At 70.9% G+C, this 25,881-nt stretch carries 26 protein-coding genes; 18 read left to right on the top strand and 8 right to left on the bottom strand.

Annotated features, from left to right (window positions below; translation table 11 throughout):
• Window positions 1–169 precede the first annotated feature (169 nt).
• Window positions 170–1,060 carry a biotin--[acetyl-CoA-carboxylase] ligase gene (locus ACN6LB_RS38345; protein ID WP_445029881.1) on the bottom strand — a complete coding sequence of 297 codons (891 nt, stop codon included), beginning with the start codon at window positions 1,058–1,060 and terminating at the stop codon, window positions 170–172.
• A gap of 179 nt (window positions 1,061–1,239) precedes the next feature.
• Between ACN6LB_RS38345 and ACN6LB_RS38340 the strand changes: the two genes are divergently transcribed.
• Together ACN6LB_RS38340 and ACN6LB_RS38335 are read left to right on the top strand one after the other, a co-directional pair.
• Window positions 1,240–2,838, top strand: a complete 1,599-nt coding sequence (locus ACN6LB_RS38340; protein WP_445029880.1) for an acyl-CoA carboxylase subunit beta — start codon at window positions 1,240–1,242, stop codon at window positions 2,836–2,838.
• A 9-nt stretch (window positions 2,839–2,847) separates the two neighbouring features.
• A complete protein-coding gene (locus tag ACN6LB_RS38335) occupies window positions 2,848–3,057 on the top strand; it encodes an acyl-CoA carboxylase subunit epsilon (RefSeq protein WP_356147922.1) in 210 nt (69 codons plus the stop codon).
• A gap of 62 nt (window positions 3,058–3,119) precedes the next feature.
• On the opposite strand, the gene ACN6LB_RS38330 is transcribed toward ACN6LB_RS38335, so the two are convergent.
• On the bottom strand, window positions 3,120–4,286 hold the full coding sequence (locus ACN6LB_RS38330; RefSeq protein WP_445029879.1) for an SGNH/GDSL hydrolase family protein: 1,167 nt from the start codon (window positions 4,284–4,286) through the stop codon (window positions 3,120–3,122).
• A 151-nt stretch (window positions 4,287–4,437) separates the two neighbouring features.
• On the opposite strand from ACN6LB_RS38330, the gene mmpB reads away from it, so the two are divergent.
• Window positions 4,438–4,566 (top strand): morphogenic membrane protein MmpB, encoded by a 129-nt coding sequence (gene mmpB, locus ACN6LB_RS38325; RefSeq protein ID WP_356144704.1) that lies wholly within the window; start codon window positions 4,438–4,440, stop codon window positions 4,564–4,566.
• A 54-nt stretch (window positions 4,567–4,620) separates the two neighbouring features.
• Complete coding sequence (locus tag ACN6LB_RS38320) at window positions 4,621–5,241, top strand: Maf family protein (protein WP_445029878.1); 621 nt, start codon at window positions 4,621–4,623, stop codon at window positions 5,239–5,241.
• Between the two features lie 30 nt (window positions 5,242–5,271).
• Here the strand turns inward: ACN6LB_RS38320 and ACN6LB_RS38315 are convergent, their stop codons facing one another.
• Window positions 5,272–5,763, bottom strand: coding sequence for a hypothetical protein (locus tag ACN6LB_RS38315; RefSeq protein WP_445029877.1), 492 nt, complete (start codon window positions 5,761–5,763; stop codon window positions 5,272–5,274).
• 356 nt (window positions 5,764–6,119) lie between these two features.
• On the opposite strand from ACN6LB_RS38315, the gene ACN6LB_RS38310 reads away from it, so the two are divergent.
• Window positions 6,120–7,892, top strand: a complete 1,773-nt coding sequence (locus ACN6LB_RS38310) for an acetyl/propionyl/methylcrotonyl-CoA carboxylase subunit alpha (protein ID WP_356144698.1) — start codon at window positions 6,120–6,122, stop codon at window positions 7,890–7,892.
• Window positions 7,893–8,045: 153 nt separating this feature from the next.
• On the opposite strand, the gene ACN6LB_RS38305 is transcribed toward ACN6LB_RS38310, so the two are convergent.
• Window positions 8,046–9,020: a DeoR/GlpR family DNA-binding transcription regulator gene (locus tag ACN6LB_RS38305; protein ID WP_356144696.1), complete on the bottom strand. Its 975-nt coding sequence runs from the start codon at window positions 9,018–9,020 to the stop codon at window positions 8,046–8,048.
• Window positions 9,021–9,187: 167 nt separating this feature from the next.
• Window positions 9,188–10,636, bottom strand: coding sequence for an NAD(P)H-quinone dehydrogenase (locus ACN6LB_RS38300; protein ID WP_445029876.1), 1,449 nt, complete (start codon window positions 10,634–10,636; stop codon window positions 9,188–9,190).
• A 106-nt stretch (window positions 10,637–10,742) separates the two neighbouring features.
• On the opposite strand from ACN6LB_RS38300, the gene ACN6LB_RS38295 reads away from it, so the two are divergent.
• The 4 genes from ACN6LB_RS38295 (at window position 10,743) to ACN6LB_RS38280 (ending at window position 15,228) form a co-directional block, all read left to right on the top strand.
• Complete coding sequence (locus tag ACN6LB_RS38295) at window positions 10,743–11,180, top strand: gamma-glutamylcyclotransferase (protein WP_356144692.1); 438 nt, start codon at window positions 10,743–10,745, stop codon at window positions 11,178–11,180.
• A 140-nt stretch (window positions 11,181–11,320) separates the two neighbouring features.
• Complete coding sequence (locus tag ACN6LB_RS38290; protein WP_445029875.1) at window positions 11,321–12,145, top strand: purine-nucleoside phosphorylase; 825 nt, start codon at window positions 11,321–11,323, stop codon at window positions 12,143–12,145.
• A gap of 54 nt (window positions 12,146–12,199) precedes the next feature.
• The gene (locus ACN6LB_RS38285; protein ID WP_445029874.1) at window positions 12,200–13,831 is read left to right on the top strand and encodes a phospho-sugar mutase; all 1,632 of its coding nucleotides are present in this window, start codon (window positions 12,200–12,202) and stop codon (window positions 13,829–13,831) included.
• A 143-nt stretch (window positions 13,832–13,974) separates the two neighbouring features.
• On the top strand, window positions 13,975–15,228 hold the full coding sequence (locus ACN6LB_RS38280) for a glycosyltransferase 87 family protein (protein WP_445029873.1): 1,254 nt from the start codon (window positions 13,975–13,977) through the stop codon (window positions 15,226–15,228).
• 31 nt (window positions 15,229–15,259) lie between these two features.
• Here ACN6LB_RS38280 and ACN6LB_RS38275 read toward each other — a convergent pair whose 3' ends face one another.
• The gene (locus tag ACN6LB_RS38275; RefSeq protein ID WP_445029872.1) at window positions 15,260–15,901 is read right to left on the bottom strand and encodes a PH domain-containing protein; all 642 of its coding nucleotides are present in this window, start codon (window positions 15,899–15,901) and stop codon (window positions 15,260–15,262) included.
• A 113-nt stretch (window positions 15,902–16,014) separates the two neighbouring features.
• Between ACN6LB_RS38275 and deoC the strand changes: the two genes are divergently transcribed.
• The 3 genes from deoC to ACN6LB_RS38260 are packed head-to-tail and all read left to right on the top strand — an operon-like array spanning window position 16,015 to window position 19,335.
• Entirely contained in the window at window positions 16,015–16,974 is a 960-nt protein-coding gene (gene deoC / locus ACN6LB_RS38270) for a deoxyribose-phosphate aldolase (protein WP_356144706.1), read from the top strand.
• Window positions 16,975–16,979: 5 nt separating this feature from the next.
• Window positions 16,980–18,419, top strand: coding sequence for an aldehyde dehydrogenase family protein (locus ACN6LB_RS38265; protein ID WP_445029871.1), 1,440 nt, complete (start codon window positions 16,980–16,982; stop codon window positions 18,417–18,419).
• On the top strand, window positions 18,409–19,335 hold the full coding sequence (locus tag ACN6LB_RS38260) for an aldehyde dehydrogenase family protein (RefSeq protein ID WP_445029870.1): 927 nt from the start codon (window positions 18,409–18,411) through the stop codon (window positions 19,333–19,335). Before ACN6LB_RS38265 ends, ACN6LB_RS38260 begins: the two co-directional genes overlap by 11 nt.
• 93 nt (window positions 19,336–19,428) lie before the next feature.
• Here ACN6LB_RS38260 and ACN6LB_RS38255 read toward each other — a convergent pair whose 3' ends face one another.
• Window positions 19,429–19,830 carry a hypothetical protein gene (locus ACN6LB_RS38255; protein WP_356144678.1) on the bottom strand — a complete coding sequence of 134 codons (402 nt, stop codon included), beginning with the start codon at window positions 19,828–19,830 and terminating at the stop codon, window positions 19,429–19,431.
• Window positions 19,831–19,957: 127 nt separating this feature from the next.
• Between ACN6LB_RS38255 and ACN6LB_RS38250 the strand changes: the two genes are divergently transcribed.
• Complete coding sequence (locus ACN6LB_RS38250) at window positions 19,958–20,587, top strand: uridine kinase family protein (RefSeq protein WP_356144676.1); 630 nt, start codon at window positions 19,958–19,960, stop codon at window positions 20,585–20,587.
• Window positions 20,588–20,783: 196 nt separating this feature from the next.
• Here ACN6LB_RS38250 and ACN6LB_RS38245 read toward each other — a convergent pair whose 3' ends face one another.
• Entirely contained in the window at window positions 20,784–21,530 is a 747-nt protein-coding gene (locus ACN6LB_RS38245; RefSeq protein ID WP_445029869.1) for a SigE family RNA polymerase sigma factor, read from the bottom strand.
• A gap of 293 nt (window positions 21,531–21,823) precedes the next feature.
• Here ACN6LB_RS38245 and afsQ1 point away from each other — a divergent pair, with 293 nt between their 5' ends.
• The 5 genes from afsQ1 (at window position 21,824) to ACN6LB_RS38220 (ending at window position 25,822) form a co-directional block, all read left to right on the top strand.
• A complete protein-coding gene (gene afsQ1, locus ACN6LB_RS38240) occupies window positions 21,824–22,501 on the top strand; it encodes a two-component system response regulator AfsQ1 (protein ID WP_037625670.1) in 678 nt (225 codons plus the stop codon).
• Window positions 22,498–24,069 carry a HAMP domain-containing sensor histidine kinase gene (locus ACN6LB_RS38235; RefSeq protein ID WP_356144672.1) on the top strand — a complete coding sequence of 524 codons (1,572 nt, stop codon included), beginning with the start codon at window positions 22,498–22,500 and terminating at the stop codon, window positions 24,067–24,069. The genes afsQ1 and ACN6LB_RS38235 overlap by 4 nt, the downstream gene beginning before the upstream one ends.
• Window positions 24,066–24,680 carry a hypothetical protein gene (locus ACN6LB_RS38230; RefSeq protein WP_445029868.1) on the top strand — a complete coding sequence of 205 codons (615 nt, stop codon included), beginning with the start codon at window positions 24,066–24,068 and terminating at the stop codon, window positions 24,678–24,680. Before ACN6LB_RS38235 ends, ACN6LB_RS38230 begins: the two co-directional genes overlap by 4 nt.
• A gap of 280 nt (window positions 24,681–24,960) precedes the next feature.
• Window positions 24,961–25,512: a VanZ family protein gene (locus ACN6LB_RS38225; RefSeq protein WP_356144668.1), complete on the top strand. Its 552-nt coding sequence runs from the start codon at window positions 24,961–24,963 to the stop codon at window positions 25,510–25,512.
• 109 nt (window positions 25,513–25,621) lie between these two features.
• On the top strand, window positions 25,622–25,822 hold the full coding sequence (locus ACN6LB_RS38220) for a PspC domain-containing protein (protein ID WP_356144666.1): 201 nt from the start codon (window positions 25,622–25,624) through the stop codon (window positions 25,820–25,822).
• Window positions 25,823–25,881: the final 59 nt, after the last annotated feature.

The following is a 25,881-nucleotide window of genomic DNA, read 5'->3' as shown; positions in this document are numbered from 1 at the left end:
GTGCCGGGCGGAAGTCCTCGTAGCGGAGCTACTAGGGCTTTCGTCCGGTGCGGCGAGAGTGCGTGCCGGGCGTCGCGACGCCGCGCTGATCCGTCAGAAGCCCCCTAGGGGCGGAGGGGCACTCCGTAGGGCTACTCCGCCGCCCGCGGCGGAGGGGCACTCCGTAGGGCTACTCCGCCGCCCGCAGATGCACGATGTCCCCCGCCCCCACCGGTTCCTGCACGCCTTCCGCCGTGGCCAGCACCAGCCGCCCGTCCCCGTCGACGGCGACCGCCTCCCCGGTGATCGACCGCTCTCCGGGCAGCTCCGCCCGCACCACGCGGCCGAGCGTCGCGCACCCCGCGGCGTACGCCTCCTGAAGCCCACTGGCGACAGGGTCGCCCCCGGCTTCGCGCCACTTGCCGTACCACTCCTCCAGGGAGCGGAGCACGGTGCGCAGGACGGTGTCGCGATCCGTGGTCGCGGCCCCCGCGAGGGCGAGGGACGCGGCCCCGGGGACGGGCAGCTCGTCCTCCCGGAGGGTGACGTTGATACCGATGCCGATGACGACCGCGTCGTCGCCGGCGCGCTCGGCGAGGATGCCGCCGGTCTTGCGTTCCTCGCCGTTCACGATGACGAGGAGGTCGTTGGGCCACTTGAGTGCCGTGTCCACGCCGGCAGCGCGGGAGAGCCCGGCGGCGACGGCGACGCCGGTGAGCAGCGGGAGCCAGCCCCAGCGCGGGACGGGCACGTCGGCGGGCTTCAGCAGGACGGAGAAGAAGAGGCCCGAGCGGGCCGGGGCCGACCACTGGCGGTCCAGGCGGCCGCGCCCGGCGCTCTGCTCCTCGGCGACGAGGACGGCGCCCTCGGACGCCTTCCCCGCTGCGGCCCGGGCGACCAGGTCCGAGTTGGTGGACCCGGTGCGCTCCACCACCTCGATGTCGCACCACAGGCTCCCGTGCCCGCCTTCGCGCACCAGTGCCCTGCGCAGAGCGGCACCATTGAGGGGAGGACGGTCCAGATCGGACCACCGGTTGCCGTTGGGCTTGTCGTTCGCGTCTGAGGCATCTCGCGGCGTCATGCAACCCACCCTAGGTGTGGTAAACGCCGCACTGCCGAACCGTATCGACGCCACTACCCTACGAGTCAGTAGCAAACCCCTGACACACATCCCCGAGCACGACCCTCAGCACATCCCCCAGTACCTCCCCAGCACGTCACCCTCACGTCCCCTTTGAGCAGGCAGGGAGCCGCATCCCGATGTCCGAGCCGGAAGACCCGCAGCAGATCGACATCCACACCACCGCGGGCAAGCTCGCGGACTTGCAGCGCCGCATCCAGGAAGCGACGCATGCCGGCTCGGAGCGGGCCGTGGAAAAGCAGCACGCCAAGGGCAAGTTGACGGCCCGTGAGCGGATAGAGCTGCTGCTCGACGAGGAGTCGTTCGTCGAGTTGGACGAGTTCGCACAGCACCGCTCGACCGACTTCGGCATGGAGAACAACCGCCCGTACGGGGACGGGGTCGTCACCGGTTACGGAACCGTCGACGGCCGGCCTGTCGCCGTGTTCTCCCAGGACTTCACCGTCTTCGGCGGCGCCCTCGGAGAGGTCTTCGGCCAGAAGATCATGAAGGTGATGGACTTCGCCCTGAAGACGGGCTGTCCGGTCATCGGCATCAACGACTCCGGCGGTGCCCGTATCCAGGAGGGCGTCAGCGCCCTCGGCATGTACGGCGAGATCTTCCGCCGCAACACCCACGCGAGCGGAGTCATCCCGCAGATCTCGCTGGTCGTCGGCCCGTGCGCCGGCGGCGCGGTCTACTCCCCCGCGATCACCGACTTCACGATCATGGTCGACCAGACGTCGCACATGTTCATCACAGGACCGGACGTCATCAAGACGGTCACCGGCGAGGACGTCGGCTTCGAGGAGCTGGGCGGCGCCCGCACGCACAACGCGGTCTCCGGGGTGGCCCACCACATGGCGGGCGACGAGAAGGACGCCATCGAGTACGTCAAGCAGCTGCTGTCGTACCTGCCGTCCAACAACCTGTCCGAGGCGCCGGTCTTCCCGGAGGAGGCGGACCTCGCCCTCACCGACGAGGACCGCGAGCTGGACACGATCGTGCCGGACAGCGCGAACCAGCCGTACGACATGCACACGGTGATCGAACACGTCCTGGACGACGCCGAGTTCTTCGAGACGCAGCCGCTGTTCGCGCCGAACATCCTCACCGGTTTCGGCCGGGTGGAGGGCCGTCCGGTGGGCATCGTCGCCAACCAGCCGATGCAGTTCGCGGGCTGCCTCGACATCGACGCGAGCGAGAAGGCCGCGCGTTTCGTGCGCACGTGCGACGCCTTCAACGTGCCGGTCCTGACCTTCGTCGACGTCCCCGGGTTCCTGCCCGGCGTCGACCAGGAGCACACCGGCATCATCCGCCGCGGCGCCAAGCTGATCTACGCCTACGCCGAGGCGACCGTCCCGCTGATCACGGTGATCACCCGCAAGGCCTTCGGCGGCGCCTACGACGTCATGGGCTCCAAGCACCTGGGCGCCGACCTCAACCTCGCCTGGCCCACCGCCCAGATCGCGGTGATGGGCGCCCAGGGCGCGGTGAACATCCTGCACCGGCGCACCATCGCCGCCGCCGCTCCGGAGGACCAGGAGGCCACCCGGGCCCGCCTGATCCAGGAGTACGAGGACACGCTGCTCAACCCGTACACGGCGGCCGAGCGCGGCTACATCGACGGCGTGATCATGCCGTCCGACACCCGCGCCCATGTCGTGCGCGGACTGCGTCAGCTGCGCACCAAGCGGGAATCCCTGCCCCCGAAGAAGCACGGCAACATCCCCCTCTAAGGAGCCGCTGTGACGATCAAGGTTGTACGGGGCAATCCGACCCCTGAGGAGCTGGCCGCCGCACTGGCGGTGGTCCGCGTCCGCGCCGCGGCGGCGTCCGGCGAGCCGTCCGGCGCGTCCCGCGAGCCGGACGCCTGGGCGGATCCGGCACGGCTGGCCCTGAGCCGGCTGCCCGCGCCGGGTCCCACGTCCTGGGGCCGCACGTACTGGCCCAACTAGGGGGTGTTTTAAAGTCCCGCACAGCACCCACGGCGCCCGGCACAGGACTTTCAAAACACCCTCTAGCGCTGTTTCTCCAGCAGTTCGGCGAGGACTTCGGCCATCACCGCGTACCCGGCGTCGTTCGGGTGCAGGTGGTCGCCGAAGTCGTACGCCGGGTGCAGCCGGTCCGGGTCCGCCGGAGCGGCCATTGCGCGGTTCAGGTCCACGACCGCGTCGTACTCCCCTGAGCTGCGGATCCATTCGTTCAGCTCGTGGCTCGCCTTCGCCGCGTGCTCGCCCCAGTGGTCGGAGCCGCCGAAGGGGAGCAGGGTCGCGCCGATGACGCGCACGCCCCGGGCACGCGCCCGGCGGATCAACTCCCGGTGTCCGGCGATGAGTTCCTCGGCGTCGACGACCGGGGCGGGCCGGTAGGTGGGCTGTTCGTCCGTCTCGCTGAAGCCGAGGTCGTTGAGGCCCTGGAGCACGACGAGTGTGCTCACGCCCTCGTGGTCGAGGACGTCGCGGGCGAGGCGGTGAAGACCCTTCTCGCCGTACCAGGCCGAGTCGTTGAGCAGCAGGTTGCCGCCGATGCCGGCGTTCAGGACGGGCCGTCCGGTGCGCGCGGCGAGCGCGTCGGACCAGCGCCGGTTGTCGCCCGGGGTCGAGCCGAAGCCGTCGGTGATCGAGTCGCCGAGGAGCGCGATCCCGTCCCCGCGGCCCGCGTCGACCTCGACCGCGGAGAGGAAGTACCAGGACTCGGTGGACGCGTCGAAGCCCGCGGCGCCGGTGTCCTCCAAGCGGTCCCCGGAGCCGCGGTAGCTGGTCGCGAAGGCCTGGGCGTGGAAGGTTGCGGGTCCGGTGACCGCGTCGAGGTGCAGGGTGACGGTCGCCGACTCCCCTGATTCCAGGGCGAGTTCGGCCGCGTCGCTGACCGCCTGGCCGTACGCCGGAATCTCGACGGACGCGGCCCCCGCGAAGGTGAGCCGCCGCAGCGAGCCGGGCTCCACGGCGGCGCCCGGCCCGCTGCGGGCGACGCTCGCGCCCGCGATCCTCAGGGGCGAGGTGCCGTAGGCGTTGGACAGCCGGATGCGGGCCCGGCCGCCGCCCGCGGTGAGCCGTACGACCTGGCGGAGCGACTGGCGCCAGAAGCCCTCCTGCGACCAGTTGGGGGTGAAGCCCTCGCTGGGGCGCTGCGGCGAGGCGGTCCAGGCGGTGGTGAACACAGGGGTGGACACGGCGGTGGGCACGACGGAGCCTCCGTAAATGGGTTCACAGTTCCTTTAGTGGCTGCCAGGACCGTAACAGGGAGCGCTGGATTAAGGGAACTGCAGACCCGTTACGTGAAGTTGAGTACGCGTACTCAGGCGTCGGGGGCCGGGTCGCCGGACGATCGAAGACATGCTGTGGTCCGACCCGGAGAACGAGCCGCCGAAGGAGCTCCGCGACATGCAGGAGATGTTGCGGAGGCTCGGCATCCTCATGGCGCTGGCCGTGATGCTCGCGATGGTCGTCCTCGGCGTCATGTGATCACCCCGGCCCCGGGCCGAGGCACCGCCCGAACCACGCCGATACCCTGACCCCATGACTGATCAGCCGCGCCGCCGCCTTGTGCTCGCCTCCCAGTCCCCCGCCCGGCTCGGACTGCTGCGCCAGGCCGGACTCACCCCCGAGGTGATCGTCAGCGGGGTCGACGAGGACGCCGTGACCGCACCGACCCCCGCCGAACTCGCGCTCGCGCTGGCCCGGGCGAAGGCCTCCGTGGTGGCCGCGAGGCCCGAGGTCAAGGGCGCTCTGGTGATCGGCTGCGACTCGGTCCTGGACCTTGACGGCGAGGCGCTCGGCAAGCCCGCGGACGCCGAGGAGGCCACCGCGCGCTGGAAGTCGATGCGCGGGCGCGCGGGCACGCTGCAGACCGGGCACTGCGTGTGGGACACGACGACGGGACGGCATGCGTCGGCGACCGCGTCCACCGTGGTCCGCTTCGGCGAGCCGACCGACGCCGAGATCGCCGCGTACGTCGCGTCCGGCGAACCCCTCTACGTCGCGGGGGCGTTCACCCTCGACGGCCGCTCGGCGCCGTTCATCGACGGCATCGACGGCGACCACGGCAACGTCATCGGGATCTCACTGCCGCTGGTGCGCCGACTGCTGGGCGAACTGGGCGTGGGGATCACGGAGTTGTGGGCGCCGCCAAAGAACTGATCCGGAGCCGCTCGAACGTCACTGGAACGATCAGGGCATCGAGGGGGTCGGCGGAGTGGCGACGGGGGCTGTGCCGTTGTCGCCTCCCTCACCTCCGGAGCCGTCCTCGGGCGCGACTTGAGCGGGGCCCGCCGTGCGGTCGTAGGACATCAGGACCAGCAGGATCAGCGCCAGGACGACCATCATGACGGTGAACGCGCCCCAGCCCACCAGGCCCACCGTGAAGGCGCCCAGCAGGGCGTGCACCACGGCGGCGCTGATCAGCAGGATCCGGCCGATGCCGGACGGGGGCCGGTTGCGCAGGGCGACGAGCAGCGCGGCGACACCGCACAGCGCGAAGTAGAGGCCGAAGACCAGGCCGGCGACCTTCGACGACGTCGACATCACGTCGGTGTCGAGTCCGGCCAGCGACATGTTCTGCCGGTCCACGACCATGCCCATGAACCAGTTGACCAGCGCGATGCCGACCGCTTCCACGAAGAGCACGATCGCGGTCACCCACGCGACAGGTCTGCGCGCCACCGTTCCCCACCCACACTTCCGGCTCTGTTACCTCAAGTACGTTCGCGACGTACCGAACGCTACTAACGGGTAAACCCGGGGACAAGGGTTCTGCGGAGGGCAAAGATTCATTGGGCCATTCGTAGGGACTCCACAAAGAAACCGAGTGGGGCGCAGCACGCTCTCACAGAGACCTTGGCCACACAGGGGGGCTAGGGTTCGGGGAAGGATTCCTGCGTACCGCGGTGCGACAAGGGATATCGCGGGTCGAGCGGGCCTCGAATCACGCTCCGTGTGGGCAAGCTCACCATTGGGGACGGGTCGAAAGGTCGTGTCGGCAGTCCCTAAACTCGGCTTGTTTCAAGGAGGGAGCCATCGTGCGCAAGGTGCTCATCGCCAACCGTGGCGAAATCGCTGTCCGCGTGGCCCGGGCGTGCCGGGATGCCGGGATCGCGAGCGTTGCCGTCTATGCGGAACCGGACCGGGACGCGTTGCATGTCCGTGCGGCGGACGAGGCGTTCGCATTGGGCGGTGACACCCCGGCCACCAGCTACCTGGACATCGGCAAGGTGTTGCAGGCCGCCAAGGACTCGGGAGCGGATGCCATCCATCCCGGCTACGGCTTCCTTTCCGAGAACGCCGACTTCGCCCAGGCCGTTCTGGACGCGGGCCTGATCTGGATCGGCCCGCCCCCGCAGGCCATCCGCGACCTCGGTGACAAGGTCGCCGCCCGGCACATCGCCCAGCGCGCCGGTGCGCCGCTGGTCGCCGGTACGCCGGACCCGGTCTCGGGTGCGGAGGAGGTCGTGGCGTTCGCCGAGCAGCACGGCCTGCCGATCGCCATCAAGGCGGCGTTCGGCGGCGGCGGGCGTGGCCTGAAGGTCGCCCGCACGCTCGACGAGGTCCCCGAGCTGTACGAGTCCGCGGTGCGCGAGGCGGTCGCGGCGTTCGGGCGCGGCGAGTGCTTCGTGGAGCGCTACCTCGACAAGCCCCGGCACGTGGAGACCCAGTGCCTGGCCGACAGCCACGGCAACGTGGTCGTCGTCTCCACCCGTGACTGCTCGCTGCAGCGCCGCCACCAGAAGCTGGTGGAGGAGGCCCCGGCGCCGTTCCTGTCGGACGCTCAGGTCGAGGAGCTGTACTCCTCCTCCAAGGCGATCCTCAAGGAGGCCGGCTACGTCGGCGCGGGCACCGTGGAGTTCCTGGTCGGCACGGACGGCACGATCTCCTTCCTGGAGGTCAACACCCGCCTTCAGGTGGAGCACCCGGTCACCGAGGAGGTCGCCGGAATCGACCTGGTCCGCGAGATGTTCCGGATCGCCGACGGCGAGGAGCTCGGCTACGGCGATCCCGAACTGCGCGGCCACTCCTTCGAGTTCCGCATCAACGGCGAGGACCCCGGTCGCGGCTTCCTGCCCGCTCCGGGCACGGTCACGGCCTTCGCGCCGCCGTCCGGCCCGGGCGTACGCCTGGACGCCGGTGTCGAGTCGGGCAGCGTCATCGGCCCGGCCTGGGACTCGCTGCTGGCCAAGCTGATCGTCACCGGCGCCACCCGCGAGCAGGCGCTCCAGCGGGCGTCCCGCGCGCTGGAGGAGTTCCAGGTGGAGGGCATGGCCACGGCGATCCCCTTCCACCGCGCGGTGGTCACCGACCCGGCGTTCGCGCCCGAACTGACCGGTTCGCAGGACCCGTTCACGGTGCACACCCGGTGGATCGAGACCGAGTTCGTCAACGAGATCAAGCCGTTCACCGCGCCCGCGGACGCCGAGACCGAGGACGAGCCCGGCCGCGAGACCGTCGTGGTCGAGGTCGGCGGCAAGCGCCTGGAGGTCTCCCTCCCGTCCTCGCTGGGCATGTCGCTGGCGCGCACCGGCCTGGCCGCGGGTGCCAAGCCGAAGCGGCGGGCCGCGAAGAAGTCCGGCCCGGCAGCCTCCGGTGACACCCTCGCCTCCCCGATGCAGGGCACCATCGTCAAGGTCGCCGTCGAAGAGGGCCAGGAGGTCAAGGAAGGCGACCTGATCGTCGTCCTCGAAGCGATGAAGATGGAACAGCCCCTGAACGCGCACCGCTCGGGCACCATCAAGGGCCTGTCCGCCGAGGTCGGCGCGTCCCTCACCTCGGGCGCCCCCATCTGCGACATCAAGGACTGATCCGCGGAAGACGGCGGGGCTCTGCAGAGGGCCCGTAGAAGGTCGTCGGCAGGCATCCGAAGCGCTCGGTGGACTGGAGTGTCAGTCCGCCGGGCGTTTCGGCGTTCGGCGTCGCGGCCGGCGGTGACGTACCGCCCGCGTCGCGGGGAACCGTCAGCGGCGGCGCAGGTCCGCCACGCGGGCACGCTCTCCCTGGGGCTGTTCCGCGCCCAGGACGCTCGCGCTGCGCAGGCCGTGACCCGCGCCCGGGACCTGGCCGCGCCGCGGTCCGGGAAGGGGCACGTCCCGGCGCGGCTGACGCCCCGCCGGGACCGTATCGCCCCCTGGGCCCGATGAGGATCCGTTGGACGATCCGGCCACCGCGATCTGTACGCCCTGGTCCGCCAGGGCCTGCAACTCGGTGGCCGCGCGGTCGTCGTGCGCGGGCGGCTCGTCCGTCACCAGCCGGGTGATCACGTCGGTCGGCACCGTCTGGAACATCGTGTCGGTGCCGAGCTTCGTGTGGTCGGCGAGGACGACGACCTCGGACGCGGCCTGGACCAGGGCGCGGTCGACGGACGCCGACAGCATGTTGGACGTGGACAGCCCGCGCTCGGCGGTCAGTCCGCTCCCGGAGAGGAAGGCCCTGGACACCCGCAGCCCCTGGAGGGACTGCTCGGCCCCGCTGCCGACAAGAGCGTAGTTGGAACCGCGCAGGGTGCCGCCGGTCATGACGACCTCCACACGGTTTGCATGGGCCAACGCCTGTGCCACCAAAAGGGAGTTGGTGACGACGGTCAGCCCAGGAACCCGTGCGAGCCGGCGCGCCAGCTCCTGCGTGGTGGTTCCCGCCCCGACCACGATGGCTTCGCCTTCTTCGACGAAGCTCGCGGCGAGATCGGCGATGGCCGTCTTCTCGGCGGTCGCGAGATGTGACTTCTGCGGAAAGCCGGACTCCCGCGTAAACCCGCCCGGCAATACCGCACCGCCGTGTCGGCGGTCGAGGAGTCCTTCTGCCTCCAGTGCGCGCACGTCCCGCCGTACGGTCACTTCGGAGGTCTGGACGACGCGGGCGAGCTCACGGAGCGACACGGCCCCGTTCGCTCGCACCATTTCGAGGATCAATTGGCGACGTTCTGCAGCGAACACGAAACTGACAGTAACCCCAACGACCGTCTGCTTTCAGCAGTATGCGCCGAATAACAGAAGTTGTTCGCATCACGGCACCAGAAGTGGTATACGGGTCTAATCGCGGCGCCTATGCCGTGCGAATGGGCGGCAACTCCCCGTGACCAGCGAGGAGTTGCCTTTCGCGGTCAGCCCTCGCCCGCGGACTTCCGGGTGTGCAACTGCCTGGCCACCTCGGCGATCGAGCCCGACAGGGACGGGTACACGGTGAACGCGTTCGCGATCTGTTCGACCGTCAGATTGTTGTCGACCGCGATCGAGATGGGGTGGATCAGTTCCGAAGCGCGGGGCGACACGACCACTCCGCCGACGACGATCCCGGTGCCCGGACGGCAGAAGATCTTGACGAAGCCGTCCCGGATGCCCTGCATCTTGGCGCGCGGGTTGCGCAGCAGCGGCAGCTTGACGACCCTGGCGTCGATCTTGCCCGCGTCGACGTCGGCCTGTGAGTAGCCCACCGTCGCGATCTCGGGGTCGGTGAAGACGTTCGACGAGACGGTCTTCAGGTTCAGCGGGGCGACCGCGTCACCGAGGAAGTGGTACATCGCGATGCGGCCCTGCATGGCGGCGACGGACGCGAGGGCGAAGACGCCGGTCACGTCACCGGCGGCGTACACGCCGGGGGCGGTGGTGCGGGAGACCTTGTCGGTCCAGATGTGGCCGGAGTCGCGGACCCTCACCCCGGCCTCCTCCAGGCCCATCCCGCTGCTGTTCGGGATGGCGCCGACGGCCATCAGGCAGTGCGTGCCGGAGATGACGCGGCCGTCGGAGAGCGTGACCTCGACGCGGTCGCCCACCCGTTTGGCGGACTCGGCGCGGGAGCGCGCCATCACGTTCATGCCGCGGCGGCGGAACACGTCCTCCAGAACGGCGGCGGCGTCGGGGTCCTCGCCCGGCAGCACACGGTCGCGGGAGGAGACGAGGGTGACCTTGGAGCCGAGCGCCTGGTACGCGCCGGCGAACTCGGCGCCGGTGACACCGGAGCCGACCACGATGAGCTCCTCGGGGAGTTCGTCGAGGTCGTAGACCTGGGTCCAGTTCAGGATGCGCTCGCCGTCGGGCTGCGCGTCGGCCAGCTCGCGCGGGTGCCCGCCGGTCGCAATGAGGACGGCGTCGGCGACGAGGGTCTCCTCGGTGCCGTCCGCGGTGCGCACGACGACCTTGCGCGAGCCGTCGATGGACTGCATGCCGTCGAGCCGCCCGCGCCCCCGCATGACCCGGGCGCCGGCCCGCGTCACGGAGGCGGTGATGTCGTGCGACTGCGCCAGCGCGAGGCGCTTGACCCGTCGGTTGACCTTGCCCAGGTCGACACCCACCACCCGGGCCGCCTGCTCCAGGGGAGGCGTGTCGTCGGCCACGATGATGCCCAGCTCCTCGTACGAGGAGTCGAAGGTCGTCATCACCTCGGCCGTGGCGATCAGGGTCTTCGACGGTACGCAGTCGGTGAGCACCGACGCCCCGCCCAGACCGTCGCAGTCGACGACGGTCACCTCCGCGCCGAGTTGCGCTGCCACCAGGGCAGCTTCATATCCGCCGGGTCCGCCACCGATGATCACGATCCGAGTCACGTACTCCATTGTCCCGCACGCCTCAAGGTGCTTCCGCCCAGGGGCCTCCGAGTGTGCATTCGAGCTCCTTCTGTTACGCAAGAGGCGTACGCGACGCTGCCGTACCCTCGACCCCATGTCGCTCTACGCCGCGTACGCCGGCAATCTCGACCCGCGGCTCATGACGCGCCGCGCCCCGCACTCGCCGCTGCGCGCCACGGGCTGGCTGAACGGCTGGCGGCTGACGTTCGGCGGCGAGCACATGGGCTGGGAGGGAGCGCTGGCGACCATCGTCGAGGCGCCGCGGTCCCAGGTGTTCGTGGCGCTGTACGACGTCGCCCCGCTGGACGAGGACTCCATGGACCGCTGGGAGGGTGTCGGCCTCGACATCTACCGCCGGATGCGCGTGAGGGTGCACACGCTGGAGGGCGAGGAGCCGGCGTGGGTGTACGTGCTGAACGGGTACGAGGGCGGACTGCCCTCGGCGCGGTATCTCGGGGAGATCGCCGACGCCGCGGAATCCGCGGGCGCGCCGCACGACTACGTCATGGAGCTTCGCAAGCGGCCCTGCTGACGAGCGGGCGGGCCTGTGCTCCGCCGCTTCCCGGCGGGCCCGCCCCACCGCTTTTTCGTTGGAAACGACAAGACAACGATCGCAATCCCATCAGCTCTGTCATCTACGCGCGTAGGCCCGGAGCGGCTACGCTCATCCGCGTGAACGCATCTCTTCTTCCGGACGACATCCAGGGCGACCCGTACGCCGCCGCCGACGCCGCCGCCGCGCGCCTGCGCGAGCTCACCGGCGCCGAGACCCACGACGTCGCGCTCGTGATGGGCTCCGGCTGGGCCCCGGCCGTGGACGCGCTCGGTTCCCCCGAGGCCGAGTTCCAGGTCACCGAGCTGCCCGGCTTCCCGCCGCCTGCGGTCGAGGGACACGGCGGCACGATCCGCTCGTACCGGGTCGGGGCCAAGCGGGCGCTGGTCTTCCTGGGCCGCACCCACTACTACGAGGGCCGCGGCGTGGCAGCCGTCGCGCACGGCGTGCGGACCGCCGTCGCCGCCGGCTCCAAGACCATCGTGCTGACCAACGGCTGCGGAGGCCTGCGCGAGGGCATGCGCCCCGGCCAGCCGGTCCTGATCAGCGATCACATCAACCTGACGGCGACCTCGCCGATCGTGGGCGCGAACTTCGTGGACCTCACCGACCTGTACTCGCCGCGGCTGCGCGCCCTGTGCAAGGAGATCGACGAGACCCTCGAAGAGGGCGTCTACGCGCAGTTCCCCGGCCCGCACTACGAGACGCCCGCCGAGATCCGTATGGCCCGTGTCATCGGCGCGGACCTCGTGGGCATGTCGACCACCCTCGAGGCGATCGCCGCGCGCGAGGCCGGTGCCGAGGTGCTGGGCATCTCCCTGGTGACCAACCTCGCCGCCGGCATGACGGGCGAGCCCCTCAACCACGAGGAGGTCCTCCAGGCGGGCCGCGACTCCGCGACCCGCATGGGCGCCCTCCTGAACCAGGTCCTCGAACGCCTGTAGGTTCCCCTCCCCCGGGTACACAGCACGCACAACAAAGAGAGAGGTCGACCCGACGTGCAGGACGAACTCATCGCACGGGCCAAGGCGTGGCTGGCCGAGGACCCCGACGCGGAGACCCGTGAGGAACTCGGCAAGCTCATCGACGCCGAGGACGTCACCGAGCTCGCCGCACGCTTCAGCGGCACCCTCCAGTTCGGCACCGCGGGTCTGCGCGGTGAGCTCGGCGCGGGCCCGATGCGCATGAACCGGTCGGTGGTCATCCGCGCCGCCGCCGGCCTCGCCGCGTACCTCAAGGCGAAGGGCAGGGCGGGCGGTCTCGTCGTCATCGGCTTCGACGCCCGTCACAAGTCCGCCGACTTCGCCCGCGACACCGCGGCCGTCATGACGGGCGCCGGGCTCCGTGCCGCCGTACTGCCCCGCCCGCTGCCCACGCCCGTCCTGGCGTACGCCATAAGGCACCTCGGCGCGGTCGCGGGCGTGGAGGTCACCGCCAGCCACAACCCGCCCCGCGACAACGGCTACAAGGTCTACCTCGGCGACGGCTCCCAGATCGTGCCGCCCGCGGACGCGGAGATCGCCGCGGAGATCGACGCCATCCGCGCGCTCGCCGACGTCCCGCGCCCCGACGCCGGCTGGGAGACCCTCGACGAGGGCGTCCTGGACGCCTATCTGGCCCGCACGGACGCCGTCCTGTCCGCCGGGTCCCCGCGCACCGCACGGACCGTCTACACGGCGATGCACGGCGTCGGCAAGGACGTCCTGCTCGCGGCGTTCGCCCGGGCCGGTTTCCCGGAGCCCGTCCTCGTCGCCGAGCAGGCCGAGCCGGACCCCGACTTCCCGACCGTCGCCTTCCCCAACCCGGAAGAGCCCGGCGCGATGGACCTCGCCTTCGCGAAGGCCCGCGAGACCGACCCCGACCTGATCATCGCCAACGACCCGGACGCGGACCGCTGCGCGGCGGCCGTACGCGACGGCGCGGAATGGCGGATGCTGCGCGGCGACGAGGTCGGCGCACTGCTCGCCCAGCACCTGGTCGACCGCGGGGCGCGCGGCACGTTCGCCGAGTCGATCGTCTCCTCCTCGCTGCTCGGCCGGATCGCCGAGAAGGCGGGGCTCGCGTACGAGGAGACTCTGACCGGCTTCAAGTGGATCGCCCGCGTCGAGGGTCTGCGGTACGGCTACGAGGAGGCGCTCGGCTACTGCGTCGACCCCGAGGGCGTCCGCGACAAGGACGGCATCACCGCCGCCCTGCTCATCACCGAGCTCGCCTCCGAGCTCAAGGAGCAGGGACGCACGCTGCTCGACCTGCTGGACGACATCGCCGTCGCGCACGGGCTGCACGCCACCGACCAGCTGTCGGTACGCGTGGAGGACGTCTCGGTCATCGCCAACGCCATGCGGCGTCTGCGCGAGCAGCCGCCGACGCAGCTCGCGGGCCTGGCCATCACCAAGGCCGAGGACCTGACGCAGGGCACGGAGCTGCTCCCGCCGACGGACGGGCTGCGCTACACGCTGGACGGCGCCCGCGTCATCGTCCGGCCGAGCGGCACCGAGCCGAAGCTGAAGTGCTACCTGGAGGTCGTCGTCCCGGTCGGCACCCGCGACCACCTCCCCGCGGCGCACGCGAAGGCCCGCGACCTGCTGGCGACGATCAAGCGCGACCTGTCGGCGGCGGCCGGCATCTGACACGCGTGCACCGGGGTGCCCCTCCCCAGGGGCACCCCATCGGGTGATTTACGCCCGGCACTTGACGCAGCGCTCCCGTGCGCCGCCGGTCGGCCGAGGAACCGTGGTCCGGTAGCGCACCGCCGAGTCCCAGGAGCTGCCGCGTGTCCTCGACCGCTTCCCGGCCGCCGTCCGCCCCCTCCCGGAAGCCCCCGGGAGCCGACGAGCCCCCGAGCGGACTCCTCCCCGGCAGCTTCCCGGGCACCCGGCGCCCAGGGCCCTCCCGCACCCCCGCGCCGGGCCTTCGCACCCGTGTGCCCCGCGCCCTGCTCCGCGCGGCCCCCGCCCTCCTCGGCTACGCCGCCGTACGCCTCGTGGGCCTGCTCGTGCTCGCCCTCTGGGCGCACCGGCAGCAGCACGGCGTGTGGCCGATGCTGGCGACGCAGTGGGACGCGCACTGGTATCTGGGCATCGCCGACCACGGGTACACGCACGAGCTGGGCAGCGCGTGGGACGCGAACAACCTCGCCTTCTTCCCGCTCTACCCCGTCCTGGTGAAGGCGGTCGCGGCGGTCACTCCGGGCACACGCGCGACGGTGGGGCTGGTGATCGCGGTGGTCGCGTCGTTCGGCGCCGCCTGGGGGATCTTCTCGGTGGGCCACCGGCTGCACGGCCGCCGGACGGGCGTGCTGCTCACGGTGCTGTGGGCGGCGTCGCCGGTCGGCCTGGTGCAGTGGATGGGCTACACGGAGTCGCTGTTCACGGCCTTCGCCGCCTGGTCGCTGTACGCGCTGCTCACGCGCCGCCCGCTGTGGGCGGCCGCGCTGGCCTCGCTGGCGGGGCTGACCCGACCGACGGGCATCGCGGTGGCAGCCGCGGTGAGCGTGAGCGCGCTGCTCGCACTGCGCCGCCGCTTCTCGGCCCGCACCCTCGCGGCCGCCGCCCTCGCCCCGGCGGGCTGGCTCGCCTACGTCGGCTGGGTGGGGCTGCGGCTGGAACGCTGGGACGGCTACTTCGCCGTACAGCGGCTGTGGCACAACGAGTGGGACGGCGGCGCGGAGACCCTGCGGCGGATGCGCGAGTACCTGGCGTACGACTCCACGCCCGAGCTGTTCCTGGTGACGGTCACCGTCACCCTGCTCGCCTCGGTCGCACTGCTCGCCCTTGCCGCCTGGGACCGGCAGCCGGCGCCCCTGCTGGTCTTCGCGGGCGTCATGCTCCTGATCGTCCTGGGCAGCGGCGGCGTCTACTTCCCGCGCGCCCGCTTCCTGCTGCCCGCCTTCCCGCTCCTGCTCCCGCTCGCCCTGCACCTGTCCCGCGCCTCGGCCCGCTGTCTGACGCTCACGCTGACGGCGGCGGTGCTGGGGTCGGCCTACTGCGGCGCGTACATGACGCTGGTGTGGCCGAGCGCGCCGTAGAACGCGAAGGCGCAGACCGGGCAGGAACCCGTCAGCCCACCGCCAGCAGGATCGCCAGCACGATCGCCCCCGCCACCGCGGGCCCCACGATCTCGTACGCCCAGCGCACGCTCGGCTCGCCCTGCGCGCTCTCCGCCTTGCCGCGGGCCTCGGCCAGTTCGCGCAGGTCGTCCATGATCTGGTCGGTCTGGGCGCGGCCGGGGCGGGTCCCCACCGCGGAGGTGTCGCCGCCGGATTCGGCCGCGCTCCCGCGCGCCTGCCGCCGGGCGGCGCTCTTGCGGGCGCGCAGCGAGACCGGCACGGCCCACAGCTGGTACTTGGTGCCGGAGGGGGTCACGACCTCGTTGGAGTAGCCGGAGCGCAGCGAGACGACCGAGCTCCAGGGCAGTACGACGACGCGGAACGGGTTGCGGATGCGCAGCCGGTCCTCGTTGGCGAAGACCGCGGGGCGCAGCGTGAAGGCGGACACCAGCGGTACGAGGAGGATCAGCGAGGCGAGCGCGAGCCAGGGGGTGCGGCCGCTTCCCGAGATCAGCGCGTCGATGCCGAGCCAGAGCGCGATGGCCAGCAGCAGCACGCCGCCCGCGATACCGGAGGGCGACCGGTAGATCCGGTCCTTCGACTCGGGTCGCGAGGCGTCCGGTGGGGGAGACTGGTGGTCCGGGGTCGTCATGGCCCCGATTCTGCCCGACGACGCGCACAGCGCTCATCCGCGGTCGCCGCTCACACGATGAGCACCCGGGGGTGTACAGCAGCTACGCGCGTAGATATGCTCGGCTGGTGACCATGCCCACCTCTGCACACGCTGCTCATACGCTCACGGACGTGACCGCGTCCGACAGCACGCTGCGCCGCTTCCTTCACGGGCTGCCCGGCGTCGACGCGGTCGGCCTGGAGGCGCGCGCCGCCTCCCTCGGCACCCGATCCATCAAGACGACCGCGAAGGCGTACGCCATCGACCTCGCCATCTCGATGGTCGACCTGACGACGCTGGAAGGCGCGGACACCCCGGGCAAGGTCCGGGCGCTCGGCGCCAAGGCGGTCCGCCCCGACCCGACCGACCGCACCACGCCCACCACGGCCGCGGTCTGCGTCTATCCCGACATGGTGGCCACCGCGAAGGAGGCCGTCGCCGGATCCGGCGTGAAGGTCGCCTCCGTCGCCACCGCCTTCCCGGCCGGCCGTGCCGCGCTCGACGTGAAGCTGGCCGACGTGCGCGACGCGGTCGCCGCGGGCGCCGACGAGATCGACATGGTCATCGACCGCGGGGCGTTCCTCGCGGGCCACTATCTGAAGGTGTACGACGAGATCGTCGCCGTGAAGGAGACCTGCGGGACGAGCGCCCGGCTGAAGGTCATCTTCGAGACCGGTGAGCTGTCGACGTACGACAACATCCGGCGGGCCTCCTGGCTCGGCATGCTGGCCGGCGCGGACTTCATCAAGACGTCCACCGGCAAGGTGGCGGTCAACGCGACCCCGGCGAACACCCTCCTCATGCTGGAGGCGGTGCGCGACTTCCGCGCCCAGACCGGGGTACAGGTCGGTGTGAAGCCGGCCGGCGGCATCCGCACCACCAAGGACGCGATCAAGTTCCTGGTCCTGGTGAACGAGACGGCCGGTGCGGACTGGCTGGACAACCACTGGTTCCGCTTCGGCGCGTCCTCGCTCCTGAACGACCTGCTGATGCAGCGTCAGAAGCTGGCCACCGGCCGCTACTCCGGCCCCGACTACGTGACGGTGGACTGATCACCATGGCTTCCGTATTTGAGTACGCACCGGCACCCGAGTCCCGCTCGGTCGTCGACATCGCCCCGTCCTACGGGCTGTTCATCGACGGCGAGTTCGTGGAGGCGGCGGACGGCCGGGTCTTCAAGACGGTCTCCCCGTCCACCGAGGAGGTCCTCTCCGAGGTCGCCCAGGCGGGCGAGGCGGACGTGGACCGCGCGGTGAAGGCCGCCCGCAAGGCGTTCGAGAAGTGGTCGGCGCTGCCCGGCTCCGAGCGCGCCAAGTACCTGTTCCGTATCGCGCGGATCATCCAGGAGCGCTCCCGCGAGCTCGCCGTCCTGGAGACGCTGGACAACGGCAAGCCCATCAAGGAGACCCGCGACGCGGACCTCCCCCTGGTCGCCGCGCACTTCTTCTACTACGCGGGCTGGGCCGACAAGCTCGACCACGCCGGATTCGGCGCCGACCCGCGCCCGCTGGGTGTCGCGGGCCAGGTCATCCCCTGGAACTTCCCGCTGCTGATGCTGGCGTGGAAGATCGCCCCGGCCCTGGCGACCGGCAACACGGTCGTCCTGAAGCCCGCCGAGACGACCCCCCTCTCCGCCCTCTTCTTCGCGGACATCTGCCGCCAGGCGGGCCTGCCCCGGGGCGTCGTCAACATCCTTCCCGGGTACGGCGACACGGGCGCCGCGCTCGTCGCGCACCCCGACGTGAACAAGGTGGCCTTCACCGGCTCCACCGCGGTCGGCAAGGCGATCGCCCGCCAGATCGCGGGCAGCCGCAAGAAGGTCACGCTCGAACTGGGCGGCAAGGGCGCGAACATCGTCTTCGACGACGCCCCGATCGACCAGGCCGTCGAGGGCATCGTCAGCGGCATCTTCTTCAACCAGGGCCAGGTCTGCTGCGCGGGCTCCCGCCTGCTGGTCCAGGAGTCGATCCACGACGAGCTGCTCGACTCGCTCAAGCGCCGCCTGTCGACCCTGCGCCTCGGCGACCCGCTCGACAAGAACACGGACATCGGCGCGATCAACTCCGAGGAGCAGCTCTCGCGCATCACCTCGCTCGTCGAGCAGGGCGAGGCCGAGGGCGCCGAGCGTTGGTCCGCGGCCTGCGAACTCCCGTCCGCCGGCTACTGGTTCGCCCCGACGCTCTTCACGAACGTCACCCAGGCGCACACCGTCGCCCGCGACGAGATCTTCGGCCCGGTGCTGTCGGTCCTCACCTTCCGTACGCCGGACGAGGCCGTCGCCAAGGCCAACAACAGCCAGTACGGCCTCTCGGCGGGCATCTGGACGGAGAAGGGCTCGCGCATCCTCGCGGTCGCGAACAAGCTCCGCGCGGGTGTCATCTGGTCCAACACGTTCAACAAGTTCGACCCGACCTCGCCGTTCGGCGGCTACAAGGAGTCGGGCTTCGGCCGCGAGGGCGGTCGCCACGGCCTGGAGGCGTACCTCGATGTCCGATAAGCCCAAGAACACCGAGAAGCCCAGGAACGCTGAGCAGCAGCGGCTGAGCGTCTTCAAGACCTACAAGCTGTACGTCGGCGGGAAGTTCCCGCGTTCCGAGAGCGGCCGGGTGTACGAGGTGACGGACTCAAACGGCAACTGGCTGGCGAACGCCCCGCAGTCCTCCCGCAAGGACGCCCGTGACGCGGTCGTCGCCGCCCGCAAGGCGTTCGGCGGCTGGTCCGGCGCGACGGCGTACAACCGGGGCCAGATCCTCTACCGCGTCGCGGAGATGCTGGAGGGCCGCAAGGACCAGTTCGTGCGCGAAGTCGCCGACGCGGAGGGCCTGTCGAAGTCGAAGGCGGCCACCGTCGTGGACGCGGCGATCGACCGCTGGGTCTGGTACGCGGGCTGGACCGACAAGATCGCCCAGGTGGTCGGCGGCGGCAACCCGGTCGCGGGCCCGTTCTTCAACCTCTCCACCCCGGAGCCGACGGGCGTGGTCACCGTCCTCGCCCCCCAGCAGTCGTCCTTCCTCGGCCTGGTCTCGGTGATCGCCCCGGTGATCGCGACCGGCAACACGGTGATCGTGATCGCCTCCGAGAAGTCCCCGCTGCCCGCCCTGTCCCTCGGCGAGGTACTGGCCACCTCGGATCTCCCCGGTGGAGTCGTCAACGTCCTGTCCGGCCGTACGGCGGAGATCGCGGCGCCCCTGGCCGCCCACCAGGACGTCAACGCGATCGACCTCGCGGGCGCGGACGACGTACTCGCCAAGGAGCTGGAGATCGCGGCGGCGGACAACCTGAAGCGGGTCGTCCGTCCACAGCCTGTGGATTATTCCGCGACGCCCGGCATCGAGCGCCTCACGGCCTTCCTGGAGACGAAGACCGTCTGGCACCCGACCGGTTCCCTGGGCGCGTCCGGCTCGGCGTACTGAGCGCCGGGCACCACAAGACCGGAGAGCCGCGCCTCCTCCCCGTCCGGGGGCGGCGCGGCTCTCTGCTCCTTGAGCGGCCGTCGGCCGTGGCCGTCAGCGCAGCCCCGCAACCGCCTGGCCGAGAAGCGGGATGCTGCCGATCGACGAGGCCTGCGCGACCGGGCCGGTCAGCGCCTGGGAGGCGAGGGGCTTGAAGTCGGCGAGCTGGGTGCCGACTCCGTTGTCGAGCGGGTCGACTCCCGTGCCCGCGAGCGGGTTGGGCTTGAGGCCGGCGACCGGTCCGGTGACGTACCCGACCGTGCCGGTGAGCGCCCCGAGCCCCGCCTGCGGGTCGATGTTGCCGAGCGAGGTGGGCCGGCTGCGCATGACGTCGACGGCGGGCGCGGTGTCCGCGGCGGCCGTGGCCGCGCCCGCCCCCAGTGCCGCGCCCGCGGTCGCGAGGGCGACCAGAGCGCGCTGGGCGGTCGGGTGGTGGAGGGAGAGGTGTCGTGCCATGACTGCTGCCACCTTCTACTGCTGAGGGTAATCGGGTCGACACGAAGGGTAGTTGAGGTGTGATGTGTGCTCCAACGGCGACCCGCTGGGTCGGCAGCGGCCGCGTGATGCCTCACACTGGACTCTCGTGAGTTCCCATCCCGCGATACCGACCCGAGTCGTGCTGCTGTCCGGCCCGTCCGGCTCCGGAAAGTCCCTCCTCGCCGCCCGCTCCGGCCTGCCCGTGCTGCGGCTCGACGACTTCTACAAAGAGGGCACGGACCCGACGCTGCCGCACGTGGAAGGCAGTACGGACATCGACTGGGACCATCCGCTGTCGTGGGACGCGGCCACCGCGGTCGACGCGATCACCGAGCTGTGCCGTACGGGACGTACGACCATTCCCGTGTACGACATCTCGCTGAGCGCCCGTACCGGCACGGAGACCCTGCACATCGAGCGCGCCCCGCTGTTCATCGCGGAGGGCATCTTCGCCGCCGAGATCGTCGAGCGCTGCCGGGAGCTGGGAGTGCTGGCCGACGCGTTGTGCCTGACCCGCGGCCCGGTGACCACGTTCCGCCGGCGCTTTCTGCGGGACCTCAAGGAGGGCCGCAAGTCGGTGGCGTTCCTGCTCCGCCGGGGCTGGCGCCTGATGCGAGCCGAGCGTTCCATCGTGGCCCGCCAGACGGAACTGGGCGCGTACGCCTGCGACAAGGACGAGGCGCTGGACAGGCTGGCCTCGGCCGCCGCCGGCCGTTGCGCGAAAGCGGCGGCGTAGCCCCGCACACGAAAAAGCGGGACTGGACGGACCCCCCGGCCCTCCAGTCCCGCATTTCTTTGTGCTCCCCCGTGGTCCCCCGTGACCCCGTTGGTTCCCCCCGGAACCGCATCCCCCGTGACGTGCTCTGTCCGACGCCTCCCCCCGGAGTGACGGACAGCCCCCGTACTTCCCCCCGTTGCCCTCGGGCGGCCTGTCAGGCGACAAGCTCCCCGAAGGACTCCTCCTCGTCACGGCCGAAGCTGAGGACCTCGTCCTCGCGCAGCCGGCGGAGCGACCGCCAGATGCTGGACTTCACCGTGCCGACACTGATGTCGAGGATCTCCGCGATCTCCGGGTCGGTGCGGCCCTCGTAGTAGCGAAGGACCAGCATCGTGCGCTGGAGTTCGGGCAGCCGGGCGAGCGCCTGCCACAGCACGGCGCGCAGCTCGGTGCCGCGCATCGCGTCCGTGTCACCGACGGTCTCCGGCAGTTCCTCGGTCGGGTACTCGTTCAGCTTGCGGCGGCGCCACGCGCTGATGTGCAGATTGGTCATCGTGCGGCGGAGGTAACCCCCGACCGCGGCCTTGTCGCTGATCCGGTCCCAGGCCTTGTACGTCGAGAACAGTGCGCTCTGCAGCAGGTCCTCGGCCTCGAAGCGGTCACCGGTCAGGTGGTAGGCGGTTGCGTACAGGGAGGCGCGGCGCTCCTCGACGTAGGCGGTGAACTCCGCCTCCGACGCCGAACGACGCTCCCCCGTGCCCTCCCCGTACGCGGCTCCCCCGTTACCGCTTCCCCCCGTGAACGCGTCAACCACCGTCATGTACGCGGTGTGCTGACGCCCGGTGCCGCGAGCGCACCCCCGCCCGCTCACGGCACCGGACTTCTCGGTGTTCCGGGCTACGTCGTGCAGACGCGTGACAACTGCAACTGCGCTAGTGCTGGTGCTGTGCAGCGTGTTCATCTCGCGCCCCCCGTCGTGGAGTCCCGGTTTCCCTGTCGTGCTGTCCTGCTGCCCTGCGGTCCTGCCTTGTGACGAAAAGCTTGCCCGGGGGACTTCATGGACGTGTCCGCCGACTGTCACAGACCTGTCACAGGGGCTGTAGCCAGGCGGACCACAGGCCGATCACAGAGAAGAGCCGTACGACTACGCAGATGACCACTCGGCGGCCCCGACAGGTCTCGCTTCTGTGCGGGGAATGGGTGGGAGCGCTCCAACGGTCGAAACACCGCCATGACATGGGCCAGAATGACGTCGTGCCTTCCCTGTTGCTGATCGAGGACGACGACGCCATCCGTACGGCCCTGGAGCTCTCTTTGACGCGCCAGGGACACCGGGTGGCCACCGCTGCCACCGGTGAGGACGGTCTGAAGCTGCTGCGCGAGCAGCGGCCGGATCTCATCGTGCTGGATGTGATGCTGCCCGGCATCGACGGTTTCGAGGTGTGCCGTCGTATCCGGCGCACGGACCAGCTGCCGATCATTCTGCTGACCGCGCGCAGCGACGACATCGACGTGGTGGTCGGGCTGGAGTCCGGCGCCGACGACTATGTCGTGAAGCCCGTGCAGGGGCGCGTGCTCGACGCCCGGATCCGGGCGGTGCTGCGCCGCGGTGAGCGGGAGGCCAACGACTCGGCGTCGTTCGGCTCCCTCGTCATCGACCGTGCCGCGATGACGGTCACGAAGAACGGCGAGGACCTGCAGCTGACGCCGACCGAGCTGCGGTTGCTGCTGGAGCTGAGCCGCCGGCCCGGACAGGCCCTGTCCCGGCAGCAGTTGCTGCGTCTGGTGTGGGAGCACGACTACCTCGGTGACTCGCGGCTGGTCGACGCGTGTGTGCAGCGGCTTCGCGCGAAGGTCGAGGACGTGCCGTCCTCCCCCACCCTGATCCGCACCGTGCGTGGCGTCGGCTACCGGCTGGACAATCCTCAGTGACCAAACCGCAGGACAAGCTCCGCGGCTGGGCCGCGGCGCGCAAGGCCATACTGTCGGGACTGCGGTTCACCAGCCTGCGGCTGCGCCTGGTCGTGGTGTTCGGTCTGGTGGCGCTCACCGCCGCCGTGTCGGCGTCGGGCATCGCGTACTGGCTCAACCGGGAGGCCGTGCTCACCCGCGCCCAGGACGCCGTACTGCGCGACTTCCAGCAGGAGATGCGCAACCACGCGAGCATGCTGCCCGAGCACCCCGCGCAGGAGGAACTGCGGCGCACGGCAGGGCAGATGGCCAACAGCAGCCAGCGCTTCAGTGTGCTCCTGGTCGCCGAGGACCGCGACGGCGGGAAGATCTCCGGGAACTCCGCGCTGGACACCTTCACGCTGGAGGACGTACCCAAGTCCCTCCAGAAGGCGGTGAACAGAAAGCAGGAGCTGTCCTCCAACAACAAGTACGCCTACCACCTGTACTGGCAGCGGATCACCGACGACGGCAAGCCGTACCTGGTGGGCGGCGCGAAGGTGATCGGCGGCACGACGACGGGCTACATGCTCAAGTCCCTTGAGCCGGAGGCGAAGGACCTCAACTCCCTTGCCTGGTCGCTGGGTATCGCCACGGGGCTGGCCCTGATCGGCTCGGCTCTGCTCGCACAGGCCGCCGCGACCACGGTCCTCAAGCCGGTGCACCGGCTGGGCATCGCGGCCCGCCGCCTCGGCGAGGGCAAGCTCGACACCCGGCTGCGCGTGTCGGGCACCGACGAACTCGCGGACCTCTCCCGTACGTTCAACCACACGGCGGAGGCCCTCGAAAAACGCGTGGCCGACATGAGCTCGCGCGACGAGGCGTCCCGCCGCTTCGTGGCGGACATGTCCCATGAACTCCGTACGCCGCTCACCGCGATCACCGCCGTGACGGAGATCCTGGAAGAGGAACTGGACGCGGAGACGGGCAGCGTGGACCCGATGATCGAGCCGGCCGTACGGCTGGTGGTCAGCGAGACGCGCCGCCTCAACGACCTCGTCGAGAACCTGATGGAGGTCACCCGTTTCGACGCGGGCACCGCCCGCCTGGTCCTCGACGACGTGGACATCGCCGACCAGATCACCTCGTGCATCGACGCGCGCGCCTGGCTGGACGCGGTGGAACTGAACGCCGAGCGCGGCCGGATGGCCCGCCTCGACCCGCGGCGCCTCGACGTCATCCTGGCGAACCTGATCGGCAACGCGCTCAAGCACGGCGGCTCGCCGGTCCGGGTCACAGTCCGCGAAGAGGGCGACGACCTGCTGATCGAGGTCCAGGACCACGGGCCCGGCATCCCCGAGGACGTCCTCCCGCACGTCTTCGACCGCTTCTACAAGGCGAGCGCGAGCCGCCCCCGCTCCGAGGGCAGCGGCCTCGGTCTCTCCATCGCGCTGGAGAACGCGCACATCCACGGTGGCGAGATCACGGCGGCGAACGTGCCCAAGGGCGGCGCCGTCTTCACGCTCCGGCTCCCGCAGGACGCCTCGGAGCTGCTCGCGGACGAGGAGCGCAACGGGAGCGCCAACGGCACGGAGGGCAACGCCAGATGACCGTACGACGAGGGGTACTGCTCGGGCTGGCCCTGCCCGTCCTGGCCGGCGTCCTCACCGGCTGCGGGATCCGGGCGACGCAGGTGCCCACGGACTTCGGTCCCGCGCCCTCCCTGGTCCCCTGCGCCCTGTCCGGCGCGGACATCTCGACACAGAGCTCGCGGGGCGTCCCGGTCCAGGTCTTCATGCTCTGTTCCTCGACGCTGGTGACGGTCGACCGCTCCGTCCGTATCCCCGACGGTACGGCGGAGGCGGAGCGGCGTGTCCTCGTCGCGCAGGGGCTGCTCGACGAGCTGGCCGAGGCGCCGTCCGCCGTCGAGCAGCAGGCCGGGTACACCACCGCCGTGCGCGGCGGCATGACGGTGAGCGGGCCCCGGGGCAAGGACCCCGACGACACGCTCCGGCTGAGCACCGCGCCCGAGAACCTCACGCCTTCGGCCCTCGCGCAGATCGTCTGCACCTTCTCCGACTCCGCCGCCGCGCAGGACGACGGTTCGGTGCTCCTCGGCGGCCCCGGCGCCACCGCGCTCCGCCGCTACGACTGCACCCCCGAGGTCCGCTCCTCCCCCGCGGCCAAGCCCCCACCCTCCACAGAGGACAACACCTCCTGACGACCCCGGGGTGGGTGGGCAAACCCCTCTCACCCCTTGCTTGAACACTCACCCGGGGTGGGTGCCGGCCGGGGGTGGGCCACGCAGCCCGGCGTTAACGTGGCGCCGCTGCGCCCACCCGTGCCGCCCCTGGCGGCACGATTGCCCCCAGTAACGAGGCCCACAGTCGCGTACGCACGGACCCGGCCCGCAGCGCACCGCACCGCAAAGGCGCCCCCGCCAGAGAAAGGCACACGAGCAACGCGGAACCGATCCCGCCGACCCCCGCGTCTTGGGGGGCGTGCAGCGTCAAGGCTCAGACGGCGGCAGCGCCGTGATCCGCGTCCGTGTGGCAGGAGGTGTCCTCCTCGTCGCACACCTCGCGCTCGTCGCCTGGCTCACACTGCGTCCCCTGGACGTCCCCTGGGTGAGTGCCCCGAACCTGCACCCGTTCGCCGGCATCAGAGCCGATCTCGCACTCACCCCCCAGGACGCGGCCCGCCGCATCGGTGCGGGCCTCGGCCTCCTCGCCCCCCTCGGCGTCCTGCTCCCCATGGCGGGCGGCAAGCTCACCGTCTCCCCGCTCGGCTCCCTGATCCGTACGATCACCGCGGGCGCCCTGCTCTCGATGGGCATCGAGCTCCTGCAGACCGGCGTCCCCGGACAGGTCGTGGACGTCGACTCGGTCCTGCTGAACACGGTCGGCGTCGCGCTGGCCCACCTCGCGATCGTGCCCGCCGCCCGCGCCCGGCTCCGCCGCCGGGCCAGGACGCGCCGTCGCACGCCCCTCCCCCGGGAGGAAGCCACTCAGGGTCGGACCCCGACGATTCCCAGGGTCGGGATCGCACCGTAGAGCGACGCTTCGCCCGCTTCGTCTCCGTAACGTTGTAGACATCGAGGCCGCGGAATCCCGGCCGAGAACCGACCTCTACAACCGACTCACGGTTCACGAAGGAGCCACCATGACCGCCATTGCCCGCCCCACCAACGGCCGGATGATCGGCGGAGTGTGCGCAGCGCTGGCACGGCGCTTCGGCACCTCCGCGACCACGATGCGCGTGATCTTCGTACTGTCCTGCCTGCTCCCGGGCCCGCAGTTCCTGCTCTACATCGCGCTGTGGTTCCTGTTCCCGTCCGAGGACAAGGCCCGCACGGCCTGGTAACCGCCACTCCGCACCGCAGCGACAACGCCGGTGGGGGGCACCCTGGTTCGGGTGCGCCC

The organism is Streptomyces sp. SAS_270 (genome assembly GCF_052543295.1).
The sequence above is the reverse complement of the archived record's forward strand: the minus strand, read 5'-3'. Positions and strand labels throughout refer to the sequence as shown.